Here is a 16,693-nt window from a genome sequence, read left to right as displayed (position 1 = left end):
CGGCTCTCTTTTCCTCTTGACATATCAAGCCTATACCGCGTCGGTGCCGGCGATGGACGGCGAGTACGACAAGGGGCCGCACCCGCCAAAGTGACGGATGCGGCCCCAGGGAGTCAGTCCCGGATCACTGCCCGAAGAAGAAGCGGAAGGGATCCATGGAGTCATCGTCGTCGCCCGAACCGCCCTGGTCAGAGTCGCCGTCCTGACCACTGCCGTCCGAGTTCCTCTTGTTGGTCCTGGGCTTGCCCTGAACGGTCTGCTCCTCGCGGTCCAGAGTGGCGTTCACTTCGGAGGTCTTGCCGTCCCTGACCACGGTGATCTTGACCGAGTCACCGAAGGCGGCAGCCCGGACAAAGCCCAGCAGGGAGAAGTTGTTGTTGACCGCATGGCCGTTGAAGGCCACGATGGTGTCGCCCGTCTTGATGCCCGCCTTGTCGGCCGGGGAGCCGGAGACCACCTTGGTGACCTTGGCACCGCCTCGGGTGACCCCATCGGCCTGGGCCGTGCTGCTCTGGATGGTGACACCCAGGGAGACATGCTTGGCCTTGCCGTCCTTGATGATCTCATCGGCGATCCGTTTGACCAGGTTGGACGGGATGGCGAACCCGATGCCGATGGATCCCGCCTCGGACTTGGAGGAGGCCATGGAGGCTATGGAGGAGTTGATTCCGATGACCTCGCCGGCCGCGTTGAAGGTGGGGCCGCCCGAGTTGCCGGGGTTGATGGCCGCATCCAGCTGGACCGCGTTGGTCACGATGGGGTTGTTGTTGCTCTCGTCCATGACCGAGACCGGGCGGTTCAGGGCTGAGACGATGCCGGTGGTGGCCGTGTTCTCGTAACCCAGTGGGTTGCCGATGGCCATGACATTCTCGCCCACAGCCAGCTTTTCGGAGTCGGCGAACTTCACAGGCTTCAGGTCGGAGGGCGCCTGATCCAGGCTGAGGATGGCCAGATCGGCCGTGGTGTCGGTGCCGACCACCTTGGCCGTGTACATCTGCCCGTTGGAGAGGGTGACGTGAATCTCCTGAGCGCCATCGACCACGTGGTTGTTGGTGACCACATGGCCCTGGGTGTCGAAGACCGCGCCCGATCCGGCCCCCACCCCGCTCTTGGTCTGCACCTGGATAGAGACCACAGACTCGGAAACCTGCTTGCTGATGGCCTGCCAGTCGGGAGCCTGGCCGCCCTGGACCTTGGCTGTGCCCTGGCCCGAGGAATTGGAGGAGACCCCGTTCAGCGAGGAGGACGAGGGCAGGGTGATCCATCCGTTGGACAGTGCAGCCCAGCCCAAGCCCAGCATGAGGGCTGCGGCCACTAGGGCGGCCACCACAGCGGTGAAGACGTACTTGCCCGTGCCGCTCATGCTGCTGCCGGCGTTATTGCCAGGACCGGACCGGCCGTTGTTGGGGCCGCCGGATCCGAAAGGCACGAAGGGACCCTGGCCGGAGGGCTGACCACCCTGGGGGCTCTGGCCGGCATTCTGACGGGGCTGGCCGTTCTGCCCGAACTGGCCTGGCTGTCCGTATTGTCCGAAGAAGCCCTGCTGAGGACCAGAGCCATACCCCTGGTTATTGGGCTGCTGCTGACCCTGGTCGTTGGCAGGCGGACGCGAGCCTGCGGGTGCGTAGGCACCATACTCGGGCGCAGGCCGGTAGTAAGACTGCTGCTGCGTCGGCGCATCCTGCCCTGTGGCCGAGCCGTTGGAGGCGGAGGCTGAAGCCCCTGCGTTGCTATCGCCATTCGACCCGTTTTCCGTAGTCCCGGACTGTGCATCGCCACCAGGCATGGCAATAGGGGTCGTGGGCCTCTGATCCCAGGCCTGAGTCTGCTGGTCCCCTTCTTCTGTCGCTGGGACTTGAGCAGAGTCGGTCTGGTCTGTGGAGGCTCCCGTCTCCTGCTCTTGATTGGCGGCCCCGCGCTCGATGTGGCTTGGCTGCCAGGACTGATCGTCATCGCCGCCCCTCCAAGGGTCGGCCTTGTGCTCTTCAGCCATTTCTGCTCCTTCGGATCGATGCCGCTGCCTGCTATTCGGTCACGCTTGTCAATCTACCCCGTCGCCCGCGCTTTTTGCTGTTTCCGGCTGACAGGCGAAGCGGGTCCTCGCATGCATTGCTTCCAAGTCTAGAGCCGAAATGCTGAATGTTGTCTGGACATTGCATGAAAGTCATATCGACTGTACGCAGGGCAGCTGCGGGACGGTTGGATGTCTTGGATACAGTGGAGCCATGAGCCTGATCACCAACCCGCTGGGAGCCACGCCGGGCCGACCCGGCGACCGCACCGCATTCTCATTCGAGACCCTGAACCGTCTGCCTGACAGCCCCGATGGTCTGGGACGCAATGGCCGCCGCTACGGCCGCACCGGCATCATCCATACTCCTCACGGAGACATCCGCACCCCCGCATTCATCCCCGTGGCCACCCAGGCGGCCATGAAGGCCGTCCTGCCCGAGCAGATGCGGCAGCTGGGCGCCCAGGTCCTGCTGGCCAACGCCTTCCACCTGTTCGAGCGCCCCGGCCCCGACATTCTGGACCAAGCCGGAGGACTGGCCCGGTTCATGAACTGGGACGGCCCCACCTACACCGACTCGGGCGGCTTCCAGGTGCTCTCGCTGGGGGCGGGATTCAAGAAGACCCTGGCCATGGACGTGACCGGCATGAAGTCGGACCAGGTGATCGCCGAAGCGCAAGGAGCGCCTGGCCTTCGTGGATGAGGACGGGGTCACCTTCAAGTCCCCGCTCAACGGCGACCGGCACCGCTTCTCGGCCGAAATCTCCATGGGCATCCAGCATCGCATCGGAGCCGACATCATGTTCTCCTTCGACGAGCTGACGACCCTGATGAACACCCGCACCTACCAGGAGCAGTCAGTGGAGCGCACCTTCCGTTGGGCCAAACGCTGCGTGGACGAGCACCACAGGCTGACCCAAGCGCGGACCGGCAAGCCCTACCAGGCCCTGTTCGGCGTGGTGCAGGGGGCCAATTATGAGGATCTGCGCCGACGCGCCGCCCGCCAGATCGCCTCCCTGGACTTCGACGGCGTGGGCATCGGGGGCGCCATAGAGAAACGGCTGCTGGGGCAGACCTGCGCCTGGATCTGCGACGAAATGCCCGAATCCCGGCCCAGACACGTCCTGGGCATCGCCGCTGTGGACGACATCTTTGCAGGCGTGGAGAACGGCGGGGACACCTTCGACTGCGTATCCCCGGCCCGTTGCGGCCGCAACGGAGCCGTCTTCACCCGAGACGGCCGCTGGAACATCAAGCGCGCCCAATTCAAGACCGATTTCAGACCCATCGAGGAGGACTGCGACTGCTACACCTGCACCCACTACTCCCGGGCCTACATCGACCATCTGCTCCGCGCCCATGAGCTCAACGGCTACACGCTGGCCACCATCCACAACGAGCGCTTCTTCGTAAGGCTGCTGGACGAGATCCGCCAGTCCATCGATGGCGGCTACTTCGACGACTACAAGAAGGAGACGCTGGCCAGGTTCTACGCCCACGGATCCAAGGGCTGAGCCAACACGCCATTATTGCGCCGCGCAGACAACCGTGCTAACCTTTCCAGTTGTCTGCGAACGTGGCGGAATGGTAGACGCGCTGTCTTCAGGTGGCAGTGAGCTGATGCTCGTGAGGGTTCAACTCCCTCCGTTCGCACAAAGCAATGTCTTCGACTGACTGATGTCGGTCGAAGGCATTTTTTATTGGTCCGATGGCAGCCGAGGCCGTTCAGCCTATTCGATATTCCAGGCACGCCCACCAGAATTCCCAGTCCGATTGGACCTGTCTGACAAGGGCTGCTAGGAGCGAACCAGCCGGGCGATGGCCTCGGAGGCCTCCTGCATCTTCTCGTCGGCCTCTTCACCCCCCTTTTCGGCGGCTTCGCGGACGCAGTGGTCCATGTGGTCGTCCAGCAGGGTCAGAGCCACCGACTTCAGGGCGCTGGTCGAGGCGGCGATCTGGGTGAGGATATCGATGCAGTAGGTGTCCGACTCAACCATCTGCTCAATGGCCCTGACCTGGCCCTCGACACGCCGCAGTCTGGTGATGGTCCGCTTTTTATCGTTGGCATATCCGGGCACGATTCACTCCATTCGCATTCATCCCATGGCCTTCATGACGCAGCCAAGACTGACTCGAATTCATGAAACCCATCTCGAAATTCACTATCAGTATACCCCTGGGGGGTATAGTGAGCCACATGAGCAGCATCCTGGTCCTTATCGCGGCCCTGGCCATCACGGCGGGCATCATCTGGTACTTCTTCGCGCCCAGAAAGGCCACCCAGGCCAAGGATGAGGGCGGCGTCCAGACAGTCCACATCACAGTCAAGGGCGGATACAGCCCTCAGCTGATCCAAGTTCAGGCCGGGCGGCCGGTCAAGCTGGTCTTCGACCGCCAAGAGAGCGGGGAATGCTCCTCGCACGTGGTCTTCAACGACTTCAACATCGATAAGACCCTGCCTGCCTTCCAGACCTCGACCGTCCAGCTGACCCCGCCCAAGGCCGGCGACTATCCCTTCGCCTGCGGGATGAACATGCTCCACGGGATGCTCCGGGCCACCGATGGACCGACGACCGACAATGCCGAGACTCAATCCAAACAAGCACAAAGCAGCCAGTCGCAAGACGAGCATTCACAGGCCGAACCCACCGAGGCCGCCAAATCCGTCCAGACCAAAGGCGGCAACGACCAGGACGAGGCGGATCAGGAGCGCACGGCAGAAATCCGCGACCTGACCAGGCGATTCATCGTAGCCCTGGTCTTCACACTCCCGGTCTTCATCCCAGCCATGTTCGGCATGTTCCTGCCCATGCCCCACTTTCTGATGAACCCCTGGGTCCAGCTGGTCCTGATCCTGCCGGTTATGTTCTACTCTGGCTGGCCCATCCACCGCACCGGATGGCTGGCTCTGGCACACCGGGCTCCGGAGATGAACTCCCTGGTCGCCCTGGGTACTGCCACGGCCTTCCTCTACTCGCTGGTGGTCACCGTGGCTCCGCAACTCCTGCCCGAGGGAAGCCGTGAACCCTACTACGAGGCCGTGGGCACCATCATCACCCTGATGATCCTCGGCCAGATCCTGGAGGCACGAGCCCGGCGTGGCACCGGCGATGCCATCCGCGCCCTTGTCGGACTCAGGCCCAAGACCGCCACCGTGGTGAGGACCGACCAGGACGGCAGGGAGACCACCCAAGAGATCGCCGTCGACGATGTGGCCGTCGGGGACGTGATCCAGGTCCATCCGGGCGAGAAGCTGCCGGTGGACGGCCAGGTCATTTCCGGATCATCCTCAGTGGACGAATCCATGGTGACCGGCGAACCCATGCCCGTCCTCAAGCAGGAGGGCGATTCCCTGGTCGGAGCCACCGTCAACGGCACAGGCTCCCTGCGCTACAAGGCCACCCAGGTAGGACAGGACACGGTTCTGGCGCAGATCATTCGGCTGGTCAAGACGGCTCAGACCTCAAAGGCACCCATCCAGAAGCTGGCCGACCGGATATCGTCAATCTTCATCCCCGGGGTCATCCTGGTGGCGCTCTGGACCTTCGTGGCCTGGTGGGCGTTCGGCCCCATGCCTCGCGGAGTGTACGGAATCGTGGCGGCGGTCTCCGTCCTGGTCATCGCCTGCCCCTGCGCCTTGGGCCTGGCCACCCCCCTGTCCGTGACGATCGGCACTGGACGCGGCGCCCGTGCCGGCGTGCTCTACCGGTCGGCGGAGGCCCTGCAGGGAGCGCATGACGTCGATACCATCGTCCTCGACAAGACCGGTACCATCACCCAGGGCCGACCCGAACTGGCTGATGCCCTGAGCGTGCAGGGTCTGGATGAGGACCTGCTGATCAGGGCGGCCGCGAGTGCCGAGAGCAATTCCGAGCACCCCTTGGCCCAGGCCATCGTCCAGGCCGCCAAGGACCGCAATCTGGAGCTGGTCCCGATCAAGGACTTCGACTCGGTCACCGGCGCCGGCATCGATGCAACCTTCCCCTCTGGATCTTTTGAAGGAAGCAAGGGCACTTCGCAGGTCCTTGTCGGCAACCGCAGACTGCTCGAGGGCAAGGGAATCGGACTGGAGAACAAAACAGCGAACCAGGCAGGCGCGCAATCCCTCTTCGATACTGCCCGCAGCTGGGAGGATCAGGGCCGCACAACAATCTTCGTGGCCATCGACGGCAAGCTTGCCGGTGTCCTGGCCGTGACCGACCAGGTCAAGTCCGGGTCTAAGCAGGCCATCCACGACATGAACGAACGTAACATCCAGACCATCATGCTGACCGGCGACAACCAAGGCACCGCTGAGCAGGTCGGCGGCCAGGTGGGAGTCACCCGAGTGGTGGCGCAGATCCATCCCGAGGACAAGGCGAGCATCGTCAAGGCCCTTCAGGCCCAGGGTCACAAGGTGGCCATGATCGGCGACGGCATCAACGACGCCCCGGCTCTGGCCCAGGCCGACCTGGGCATGGCCATCGGCACCGGAACGGACGTGGCCATCGAATCCGCTGACGTGACCCTGGTCTCGGGCGACCTGAACGCGGCCGTCAAGGCCATCGACCTTTCAGCAGCGACCATGCGCAACATTCACCAGAATCTCTGGTTCGCCTTCGGGTACAACGGCCTGGGCATCCCCATCGCCGCCGGCGTGCTCTACCCCTTCATCGGCCTCCTGCTCAACCCCATGATCGCCGGTGCAGCCATGGCCTTCTCCTCCCTGTCAGTGGTGCTCAACGCCAACCGGCTGCGGCATACGCCCCTGAAGGCCAGGCCGGTCAAGGAGGCCAAGCCAATCGACATGGATGCCCTGACCAGGGACCTCAGTATTTCCACCCACCAAGAACACAACCAAGAGAAAGGAAACGAGATGGGACTCTTCCATCATCATGACGACATGCAGCAGGACCAGGCAGCGACGGACAAGGTCACCGACCCAGTCTGCGGCATGACCATCGACCCCAACACAGCCGCAGCCAAGCGCGACTACCAGGGCAAGACCTACTACTTCTGCTCGCAGAACTGCGTCGATACCTTCGATGCCGACCCGGAGAAGGTGCTCGACAAGTAGGATTGCAGGCGTATCATATTCCTGTAGACACTTTTTATGTCTACAGGAATATTGGTGACTATCATGCGTCTGCTCAGAATGGTCGTCGAGGGCCTCGAACCCTTTGAAAACCAGACCCTAGCCCTGGATCTTTACGCCCGTGACCAGGTCCGCTCGAGAACCCCTGGCAACGGACTGACTTATCTGGAGAACAGTCCAGGCAGTCACATTTACGCGCAGAACGTGCTGTGCCTTACAGGCATCAATGCATCCGGCAAAACCACGGCACTCAACGCCCTGGCTCTAGCTGTCAGCATCCTGAGCAGGGATGCCAGCCCTATGCTGTCCTCCGTCAGGTCCCTCAGCGCTTTCGGGCCCAGCCTGCAGATCTCTGTGATATTCGAGTCCAATCAGCAGTTCTATCTGCTCAAATCACAGCTGGATGCGGTCCGGAACGACAACGCCGATGAAAGTACGGACCCGCTAGCAGATAGCACTTATCAGTTTTCTCAGGAACAACTTTGGCACTATCCAAGCAAGTCCCTGCCCAAGTCCGTGCTCCGTAATACAGACGCTTTCCAACAACGCTCGAAGCTGATCAAGGTCCGGCGTCCGGCAGCCCAATCCTCAGGTGATGCATCCACCGACACCTATCTGACCAAGGAGGCCTTCGACTACCTTTCGCCTCACTCGAGCATCGTTCTGCCAAAAACCAAGACGGATCTGACTCAGGTCATCGCCCGCATCGGACCAGAAACCTATTTCCCCATCGTTCCGGTCGGCACCATCGCCGACCCCGTGCTGCACGTCTTCGATGACAGCATCGACTACTTCCATATCGACCAGGAACACCGCGCCCATCTGAGATTCGCCGGCACCTCTCAAGAGGTGGTCATGTCCAACATGGACACGGCCGGGCTGCTCTCCCTGGGCACCGTCCGCGGATCCCGAATCGTCAAAGCAGCCATTCGGGTCCTGCGCACCGGCGGCTATCTGCTGATCGACGAAATCGAGAACAGCATCAACAAGGAGCTGGTGCGCATGATCATCAACCTCTTCATGTCAACGACCAGCAACCCCCACGGCGCCACCCTGGTGTTCACGACCCACTACGCGGAACTGCTCGATCTGATCCAGCGCAAGGACAATATTTACTTCCTCAGACGCGGCGTAGACGAGCGCAAGGGCATCCAGGCGATCAACTACTCAGAGGCAGTCAGGCGCGGGGAACTCAAGCACAGCGAGGTCTTCCTATCCAATTACATCGGAGGCACCGCCCCTAAGGCAGCCGAGCTCAAGGCCATGCGCCAATACGTAGCCGATCAGGTGGCAGGGCAAGAACATCATGCATAGCAGGCGGGAGGAGCTTGCAAGGGCCATCGGGGACGATGCAGTTCTCTTCTCGTGCGAAGGCGTAGCCGAGCAGGTCATCGTCGACAAACTGGTCACCAAGCGCCTGACCTTCATCAATCGGGACCGCATCATCACCGATCCTTACAACGACGACGCCTGGCCAACCCGCGACAGAAGCGGTGAGAGCCTGGCTCGTGACTTTCTGACCCAGGACTATGGACGAAACGTGACCATCCTCTGCATACAGGACCAGCTGGGCCACCGCACCTTGCTGCGCCAGCCTTACGCCGAACATGCCCAAACCATCAACGTCACCACGCATCCCGAGATCGAGATGTTGATCGTCTACCGCGAGGGCAAGCTGGACGAGTACAACAGTTGGAAGTCGCACCATCGCGGCGCAAAGAACAGCAAACTGAAGCCAAGCCTCTTCTGCAAGGAGGAGCTCGGACAGGACGACCGCAACTTCCGCAATATCAAGAAATATCCTTTTCTGAATCAATACTGGGATGATGCGGATGCGCTGGTCAGAGCTTTGGAACTGTACAGGGAGCTAGCCTCGGCAAAAAAGCAGGGCGATGACTTCCTACTGGCCGATCTGCTCAACGTCTGATCAGCGGTCGTCAGCGAGCTGCCAGGGCTGGTCGAAGAAGTCGAAGATGCGCTCCAAGTAGGGCCTCAGGACCTTGTCGGGCATCTGGTAGAGCTCGTGCATGCTGCCCGGGATGCGCACCAGCGTGGCCTGGCAGCCGCCCTGCTGGACCTGGTCGACAAAACGGTTCTGGGGCATCGGCAGCACGAACCGGTCGGGTTGCGCCTGGAAAAGCAACAGCGGCGTCTCCACCCGGCTGCACCGGTCGGGACGCAGTATGGCCCGGCTCATCTCCAGGCTCTCCCTGACCCAGCCGAAGGTGGCGGCACTGGTCTGGTAGTGCACCTCCTTGGCCCGCAACTTATGGGTCCAGGCCACCCGAGCCTGGCTGCCATTGGGATACTTGCCCATGTCCAGCTCGGGACGGAATGGGCCGAACCCCGGAGCCATGCTGCGCGAGCGGCCCATCATGCAGGCGGCGTTTGTCGCCGTCCATGCCACCGAGGGCATCAACCCGGTCCGCGGCGCAATCATGGGCGATGACAGGACCGCCTTATCAATAAGTGAAGGAAAAGTTTCCAGCATCCTTGCAGCCACACCGCCGCCCATGGAATGGGCATAGAGCACCATGGGCTTGTCCTGGGCGTACTGCTGGCCCACCTGGGAGCAGAAGGCGGCCAGATCCGCCACATACCGCTGCCAATGATCCACCCATACCAGACTGGGATCGTTTACGCCCCGGCCGGAGAAACCGTGTCCCCAATGCTCGGGAATGCAGACGGAATACCCCTGCATCAGGAGGTACCAGGCCATCTCCTGATACTTGTCGGCGAATTCCGAAAAACCGAAGGAGATGATTACGGCCCCGCGCACGCGAGCCGACCCTGACTCCACCGCGCCCTGGCGAAACAGCGTCCGGTCATAGCAGACGTAATGCAGAAGCCGGGAGGGGTCGACGCCGCTGAGATGGGCCTTGTCCAATACGGTTCCCCCGTCCTCGCCGCCGTCATGGGAGATCATCCATCCGTCACTGCGACAGGAGGCCAGATCAGGAAGGACGCGATCCTTCATGATCTGGTCGTAGCGGCGCTCCTCAACCAGTTGGACGCTCATGCTCTCACCCTATACCACCTTCTGTTGGACTCGGCCCTACATGAGCCGGGTGCTCTCCAGGTTTCTGACGATCCAATCATTGAAGCGGATGACGGGCTTGCGCAGGACCAGTCCCAGCAGCAGCGAGGGTACCAGGAAGAGGGCCAGGGTGGCCATCTCCCGCCAGAACTCCATGCCATAGGCTCCGGCAACGGCCGACTGCATGGCCCCGATGGCGTGAACAAAGGGCAGGAAGGGATAGACCCCTTGGAAGAAGCCGGGCAGGGTCTCCATGGGGAAGGTGCCGCCCGAGCCAGCCACCTGCATGACCAGGAGGATGACAGCGATGGCCTTGCCGATGTCCCCGAAGGAGACGACCAGGGTATAGATCAGATTCATGAAGACGAAGGAGGCGAAGACCGCCACCAGCACGAACATCAGCGGATGCACGCACTGGACCTTCAGGTAGAAGAGGTCACCCAGGGCAATCAGGCAACCTTGGAGGATGGCCATCAGCGCGAAGACCGCGAATCTGCCGAAGTACTCCTGGTAGAGCTGAAGGCCGAAGCGGCGGGCGTTGCCTGGCGACTCCGGGCGGAAGGCTCCCCAGGAGCGGCTGCCCTCGGAATCCTCATCCAGGTCATCGGCCCTCTTCCAGGCATCCTGCAGGGAGTCCAGGTGCAGGACGAAGGCCTTCTTCTTGTCGGACAGGGCCACCTTCATCATGGCTGCCAGAATGGTGGCGCCCACCCAGATGGAAAGGATGGTGTAGAAGGGGGTCATGGCCGACCCGTAGTTCATGACCGGGAAGACCGCATGCCGATGGATGCCGACAGGCGAGGACAGAAGCGCGGCCAGGGTTTCGGAATCCCCGCTCAGCAGAGATTTGACCTCCTGCGCATCCTTGCCTTGCGAAGCCTGGGTCAGGTGTCCCCCCAGGTCGGTCAGCCGCTTGGAAGCCTGGTCCAGGCGCTGGGAGATCCCGCTCAGCTGGTCCTTGGCCTGGCTGATGTCCTTGGTCATAGGTCCCGTCAGCCCAGAGGCGCCTTTGACGGTTCCGTCCAAGCCCGTCAGCAGCCGGTCGCTCGAAGTGACCACGGTGTCCATGGAGGAAGCCAGGTCATCCAGGCGGGGCTTCAAATCATCGCGGTACTGGGCGCGGACCTGATCCACCGAGGCACGGGCCTGGGCGATCCTGTTCTTCAGATCCTGCCGCTGACCGCCCAGCTTGTCCTTGCCCTCCTTGGCCGTCTGGGAGGCCTGGCTGATCCGGTCGGCCAGGTCGCGCTGAGCCGCCTGGGCCGCCCGCATTCCGGCCTGGGCCTGATCGATGGCGGTCAGTAGGGCCTGGCGCTGGTCTGCTGTCAGATTGGAGTCGGATTCCACCGTGGCACGCAGATCCTCCAGGCTGGCGATCATACGGTCGTAGTCGGCCGCCGAGTCTCTGATCCGTTCGCTTAGATCGTTCAGCTGGCTGCTGACGGCATCGCTCTGCTGGCCTACCTTGTCAAAGGCATCGTCGATCTTGGAGCCGATGGTGTCATAGGCGCCCGAGGCCTGGTCAAGGGCGGCATCGACCGCCTGGGCCGACCCGGAGAGGGACTTGCCCAGATCCTTGGACCCCTTGGTTCCCTGATTCAGGGCCTTCCTGGCATCGGCCATGGCGGAGTCGGATCGGCCCAGGATCCTGCCGGTGGAGTCTATCATCTGTCCGGAGGAATCCAGTAGGCCCGCATAGGCATTCACCTGGCTGGAGGCGGTGGTCAGCCGCTGTGACATCTGATCGATGTGGCCGGTCGTCCTGGTCAGATAATCCTGGACTTCGGGGCTCTGCGAGTAGGTGAAAACCTGGCTGGCTAGGTCGATCCCCACCTGCCCCACGGTCTTGACGAAGGTCTTGTCGATGGTCGTGGCCACGGTGTCGGCCCCCTGCTCGGTGACATGGGGGGCGATGGCGTTCTTCTTCTCGTTCAGGTAGTACTCGAGGTTGGCGTGCTTCACATCTTGCGAGAAGAGGGTCATCATGTCCGCGCTGAAATCCTTGGGGATGACGATGGCGGCATAGTACTCGCCTGAGCGCACCCCCTCCAGGGCCTGGTCGCGGTTGACGAACCTCCAGTCCAGCTGGTCGTTGGCCCGCAGCGTGCTGGTGACCGTCTCCCCCACGTTGATCCTGACCGGGATCAGGTCGGACTTGTACCCCTTGTCGGTGTTGGCCACGGCCACCTTGATGGCCTTGGTGTTCTTATAGGGATCCCAGCTGGCGGCGATATTGAACCAGGCATAGAGGGCCGGGACGATGATCAGGCCCATCAGGACGATGATGGCGATGACGTTGCTGGTGGCATCGGCCAGGTCCTTGCGCAGGATCCTCCAAATGTTCCTCATCAGCGGTCACCATCCTCGTGAGCGTCTTCCTCATCGCGGTTCAGGACTGATTCGCGCACGGCCGTGGTCAGCCTGGTCACGGCCGAGGGACCCTGTCGACGGGGGCGAATCAGGGTGTGGAAGTCCATGCCGGGGCGCTCGGTCAGACCCAGCTGCTGCACATAGCTGTCGCAGATGTACTCGACGATGATCAGGTAGGCGTCGATCAGGACGATGGAGGCGATGCAGGCGATCAGCATGACGATCTTGGCCTCGGTGCTGAACAGCAGGATGAGGAAGAGGACCGGCAGCAGAACCAGGGCCAGACCAGCCCGGATCAGCGTTGGATAGAGGGCCAGGAAGCGATGCGCCCGCCGCCTGATGACGGCACGGTAGTCGCCCTCACCCAGGATGGAGCGGGCCAGGCTGCCCAGGCTCAGACGACGGTCGGCCGAATGGTTCTGCTCGGTCAGCATCAGGTCGGTGGCGCCCAGCCGCCGGTCGAAGAGGGCGTTCAGGTTGAGCAGGTACCGTCGCACCACCAGTCCGATCAGCAGGGCCGCGGGCAGGTACCAGAAGATGTGGAGCATATCCTGCCAATAGTGGTTGCCGTACATGCCACCGATGGTCTCGCGCATGGCGTTGATCCCGTAGGTGAAGGGCAGCCAGGGGTTCAGATTGCGGAAGAAGTCGGGCATCATCTCAATGGGGTACATGCCCGAGGAGCCGGGTATCTGCAGAATGACCAGGACCACGGCCAGGGCCTTGCCGATGTGCCTGAAGGAGGCGGCCAGGGCATAAATGATGTTGATGTAGACGAAGGAGGCGAAGACCCCGGCCAGGACGAACAGGGCCGGCTGATGGCACTGGATGCCCAGCATCAGGTCACCCACTGTAGCGATCAAAGCCTGGAAGAAGCCGACGAAGACCAGCAGAAGCCAGCGGCCCAGGTAGGCCTGGGTGGCGGTGCACTTGCGAATGCCCTCCTTGTCGACCTCCAGCTTGTAGATGGCGATCAGGATGAACCCGCCCACCCAGAGGGCCAGATTGGTGTAGAAGGGCGCCACGGACGACCCGTAGTTGCTGACCGGGTAGACCGTGTGGGAATCCAGCTTGACCGGAGAGGCCATGGCCTTTCCGAAGGATTCGGGGCTCAACCCCAGGGTCTGGGACATCCGGTTCCAGGCGGCCGAGGATCCCAGGGCCGCCACATCGGTGCGAACCCCCTCCAGATCGGACCTGACCGAGGCCAGGGAGGCCCTGGTGGTGGACAGGGTCGACTGGGCCTGACCAATGGTGGAATCCAGCTGGTCCAGCAGGGCATCGGTCTGGGCGGCCGTGGTGGACAGGCTGCTCAGGGCGCCCTGGAGCGAGCCATTGGAGGCGTTGAGGTTGTCCAGCCCAGTCAGGAGGTTGGGCATGGTGGTCCCCGTCAGACTTTGGCTGGCCGCAGTCAGGGCCTTGATGCCTGTGTCGCCGGTGTCGGTCATGGCCGAGCTCAGGTCCGATGCGGCCTGCTTGCCCGAGTCCAGGGCCGTGGAGGAGTTCTTCTTGAAGGCATCCAGGAAAGCCTTCTGCTGCTGGTTGGTCTTTTTCAGATCGTCGATCTGCCGCTGGATGCTCTCGTAGGCCGGATCCCCGGGATGCAGCCCGGACTGGTCCAGACCTGTCTGGAGCCGGTCCACGGCCTTCCCGTTGGCGTCCACCAACTGGCCCAGGCCGGAATTGACCCGGTCCACCTTGTCCTGGGTGGCGTTCAGGTCGGCGGTGATCCCGCCTGCCACCGTATTCACATCCGTGACCGCGCTGGACAGCCGCACCGACCCGTCCGCCAGAGCCTGGTTCAGGGCGGAGGAGAAGCGGAGGCTGTCATCGCGGGTCCTGGTCATGTGGTCCTGGGCCTTGCTCAGGGTGGCCTGGGTGGCCGATATCTGACTCTGCAGGTCCTTGACGTCGCTTCTGGAGCCGGCCACGGTCTGCCGGGCCTGGCCCATGGTGGAACCAATCCGGTCAAGCTGGCCATCCGTACGATCCAGCTGGCCGATGATTTCCCCCAGGTCGCCCACCACCTGACTGCGGCTCTGCTCGGCCGCGCCCTGTGCATCGCCGGCGGTCTGCAGGACCTTCCCGGCCAGGGCATCGCTGACGGCCGAGACGAAGACGGTGTTGATCTCCTGGTCGATGGTGGAGGCGCCGGTGTCGGTCACCTTGGGGGCGATGGCGTTCTTCTTCTCATTGACGTAATAGTTCAGCGCAGGCCTGCTCCCGGCCCCCTCGACGATGCCGACCAGATCGGCGCTGAACCGTTCCGGGATGATGATGGCCGCGTAGCACTTGCCTGAGTGGACCTCGGCGATGGCTCTCTGGTCATCATCCATGAACTTCCAACCCAGGCTGTTGTTGCCGCGCAGCTCCTGGATGACCGATCTGCCGGCATTGATCCTGCCGGTTTGCGCGGATTGGGCCCCTCGATCCATGCTGACGACGGCCACAGGGAGGTTCTTGACATTGCTGTAGGGGTCCCAGAGGGCCATGATGTTGAACCAGGCATAGAGGGAGGGCAGCACGGCCACGCCGATGGTCACCACCAGGGCCACGGGGTTGCGCAGTATCCGCCAGAGATCTCGCCTGAAGATGGCCAACACGGTCTTCACCGCCAGGCACCTCCTTCTTGTCTGTCCGGGGTATCACGGCACTGGCCTGCTCCACTCGGATCGGCTGCATCCTCCCGGGACCTACGTCCGGCCCGAGTATAGCCACCCTTCCTTACTGGCCCAGGCCGGTCAGCTGATCGTGAATGCCCGCTCGATGCCCGCTCAATGCTGGAGGCGGAAGGGCAGGCATGCGACCAATGGTGGTTTTATCGTATATGAGTAAGGACGGATCCCTTGGGCAACACGGGCTACCGACGACGGTTTATGCCTTGGCCACGAACAGACGGGAGACCGCCGTCGACAGGGCCACAGCCAGGCCCATGGGCATGAAGGCCATGACCGGCAGATGGCAGACCTCCATCAGCATGGCCATGGCCATGAGCGGAGCCTGCTGGGAGGCGGCCAGCAGGGAGGTGGCACCGATCACGGCACACTGCCAGACCGGCAGGCCGGGCACAAGGCAAGCCAGCAGCAGGCCCAGAACAGCGCCCATGGCGGAGCCCAGGGCTATGGACGGCGTCAGGGTGCCGCCGAAGGCCCCGGCACGGATAGTGGCTGTGGTCAGCAGGGCCTTGGCCAGTGCGAAGATAACCAGCAAGGCGAGCGACTGAGCCAGCTGGAGTCCCGAGAACCCTGCAGACAGGCGCTGATCCATGCCCATCTGAGCCAGGGCCCGACCGTTGCCCAAGACCTGTGGAACGGCCAGGGCGACCAGACCGGTCAACAGAGCTACCCCCGTCAGCTGCCAGATGGCTGCAGGACCAGTGGTTCTATGGGCCTCAGCCCAGGAGGTCATCCGCCGGAATCCGGCCCCCAACAGCCCCATGACCGGTCCGATCAGGAGGACCACTGCCATGAGCCAGGGCCGGAAGGGCTCGGAGCCGACCTTATAGTAAGGAGCAAACCCCTTGATGGATCCGCCGACCAGGGTAGCCAGGGCTGACATGGCCAGATTGACCGTCACCACTTCGGCATCCACCCGCCGCAACAGCACCTCGATGCCGAAGAAGGCACCGGTCAGAGGCGCAATATAAATGCCAGCGAAACCCGCACCAGCAGCCGAGGCGACCAGCAGCGGACCGTCCTGATCACGCAGTCCAAGTCGCCGACCCAGCCTGGTCCAGAGACCGCCCAGCAGGGCCCCGGCCTCGCGCGGGGCCACCTCCCTGCCGATGGAGCCGCCGGCAGCCACAAAGAAGATCTGGGTGAGCACATGAACCACGGTCCGCCCCGGGGGCATGGGCACGCCCTTGACAGCCTGGCCGACCGAGGGAACCAGTCTGGTCCTCGTCCGCAGCCAGGCCCAGACCAGACCGGCCGCCAGGCCGGCAATGGTCACCGAGGCCAGCCTCCTGATCGGCGGCACCGCCTCAGCCGTGGGAGCCTTTGGAGTCTCAGCGAAACCCAGCAGGCCGACCTGGGTCAGCTCGAAGAACCTTGCCAACAGGCCCGAGGAAAGTCCGACCAACAGGCCCAGGCAGAGCACCGAGACCGCCAGGCCCCAGCTGCGGGGAAGCTGGAATCCGCGACTGGACCCTGGAGCCTGGTCAGGCTTTCGTTGGATATGCACAACCCCAATCTAGCGGAAG

The 16,693-nt window shown here is 62.8% G+C and carries 9 protein-coding genes, 1 tRNA gene and 1 pseudogene; 5 read left to right on the top strand and 6 right to left on the bottom strand.

Going from position 1 to position 16,693, the window contains the following annotated elements:
- Nucleotides 1–124 precede the first annotated feature (124 nt).
- Nucleotides 125–1,993 carry a S1C family serine protease gene (locus tag RAM15_RS00405; protein WP_306221592.1) on the bottom strand — a complete coding sequence of 623 codons (1,869 nt, stop codon included), beginning with the start codon at nt 1,991–1,993 and terminating at the stop codon, nt 125–127.
- Between the two features lie 232 nt (nt 1,994–2,225).
- Between RAM15_RS00405 and tgt the strand changes: the two are divergent.
- Nucleotides 2,226–3,525, top strand: a pseudogene (tgt, locus tag RAM15_RS00400) (tRNA guanosine(34) transglycosylase Tgt).
- Nucleotides 3,526–3,581: 56 nt separating this feature from the next.
- Nucleotides 3,582–3,664, top strand: a tRNA-Leu gene (locus RAM15_RS00395).
- Nucleotides 3,665–3,807: 143 nt separating this feature from the next.
- Here the strand turns inward: RAM15_RS00395 and RAM15_RS00390 are convergent.
- Nucleotides 3,808–4,089, bottom strand: a complete 282-nt coding sequence (locus tag RAM15_RS00390; RefSeq protein ID WP_306221591.1) for a metal-sensitive transcriptional regulator — start codon at nt 4,087–4,089, stop codon at nt 3,808–3,810.
- Between the two features lie 119 nt (nt 4,090–4,208).
- Here RAM15_RS00390 and RAM15_RS00385 point away from each other — a divergent pair, with 119 nt between their 5' ends.
- The 3 genes from RAM15_RS00385 to RAM15_RS00375 all read left to right on the top strand — a co-directional run bounded on the left by RAM15_RS00385 (nt 4,209) and on the right by RAM15_RS00375 (nt 9,012).
- Complete coding sequence (locus RAM15_RS00385) at nt 4,209–7,067, top strand: heavy metal translocating P-type ATPase (protein ID WP_306221590.1); 2,859 nt, start codon at nt 4,209–4,211, stop codon at nt 7,065–7,067.
- Nucleotides 7,068–7,130: 63 nt separating this feature from the next.
- On the top strand, nt 7,131–8,399 hold the full coding sequence (locus tag RAM15_RS00380; protein WP_306222205.1) for an AAA family ATPase: 1,269 nt from the start codon (nt 7,131–7,133) through the stop codon (nt 8,397–8,399).
- The gene (locus RAM15_RS00375; protein ID WP_306221589.1) at nt 8,392–9,012 is read left to right on the top strand and encodes a hypothetical protein; all 621 of its coding nucleotides are present in this window, start codon (nt 8,392–8,394) and stop codon (nt 9,010–9,012) included. Before RAM15_RS00380 ends, RAM15_RS00375 begins: the two co-directional genes overlap by 8 nt.
- Here the strand turns inward: RAM15_RS00375 and RAM15_RS00370 are convergent, their stop codons facing one another.
- From RAM15_RS00370 to RAM15_RS00355, 4 genes are all read right to left on the bottom strand, one after another.
- Nucleotides 9,013–10,104 carry an alpha/beta fold hydrolase gene (locus RAM15_RS00370; RefSeq protein WP_306221588.1) on the bottom strand — a complete coding sequence of 364 codons (1,092 nt, stop codon included), beginning with the start codon at nt 10,102–10,104 and terminating at the stop codon, nt 9,013–9,015.
- 36 nt (nt 10,105–10,140) lie between these two features.
- Nucleotides 10,141–12,471 (bottom strand): YhgE/Pip family protein, encoded by a 2,331-nt coding sequence (locus tag RAM15_RS00365; RefSeq protein WP_306221587.1) that lies wholly within the window; start codon nt 12,469–12,471, stop codon nt 10,141–10,143.
- On the bottom strand, nt 12,471–15,104 hold the full coding sequence (locus tag RAM15_RS00360; protein WP_306221586.1) for a YhgE/Pip domain-containing protein: 2,634 nt from the start codon (nt 15,102–15,104) through the stop codon (nt 12,471–12,473). The genes RAM15_RS00365 and RAM15_RS00360 overlap by 1 nt, the downstream gene beginning before the upstream one ends.
- A 262-nt stretch (nt 15,105–15,366) precedes the next feature.
- Entirely contained in the window at nt 15,367–16,674 is a 1,308-nt protein-coding gene (locus tag RAM15_RS00355; protein ID WP_306221585.1) for a chloride channel protein, read from the bottom strand.
- Between the last annotated feature and the right edge of the window lie 19 nt (nt 16,675–16,693).

The sequence above is a fragment of the Bifidobacterium asteroides genome (assembly GCF_030758775.1).
GTDB classification, from domain to species: domain Bacteria; phylum Actinomycetota; class Actinomycetes; order Actinomycetales; family Bifidobacteriaceae; genus Bombiscardovia; species Bombiscardovia kimbladii.
This window is presented reverse-complemented; position numbering and strand designations above follow the sequence as displayed.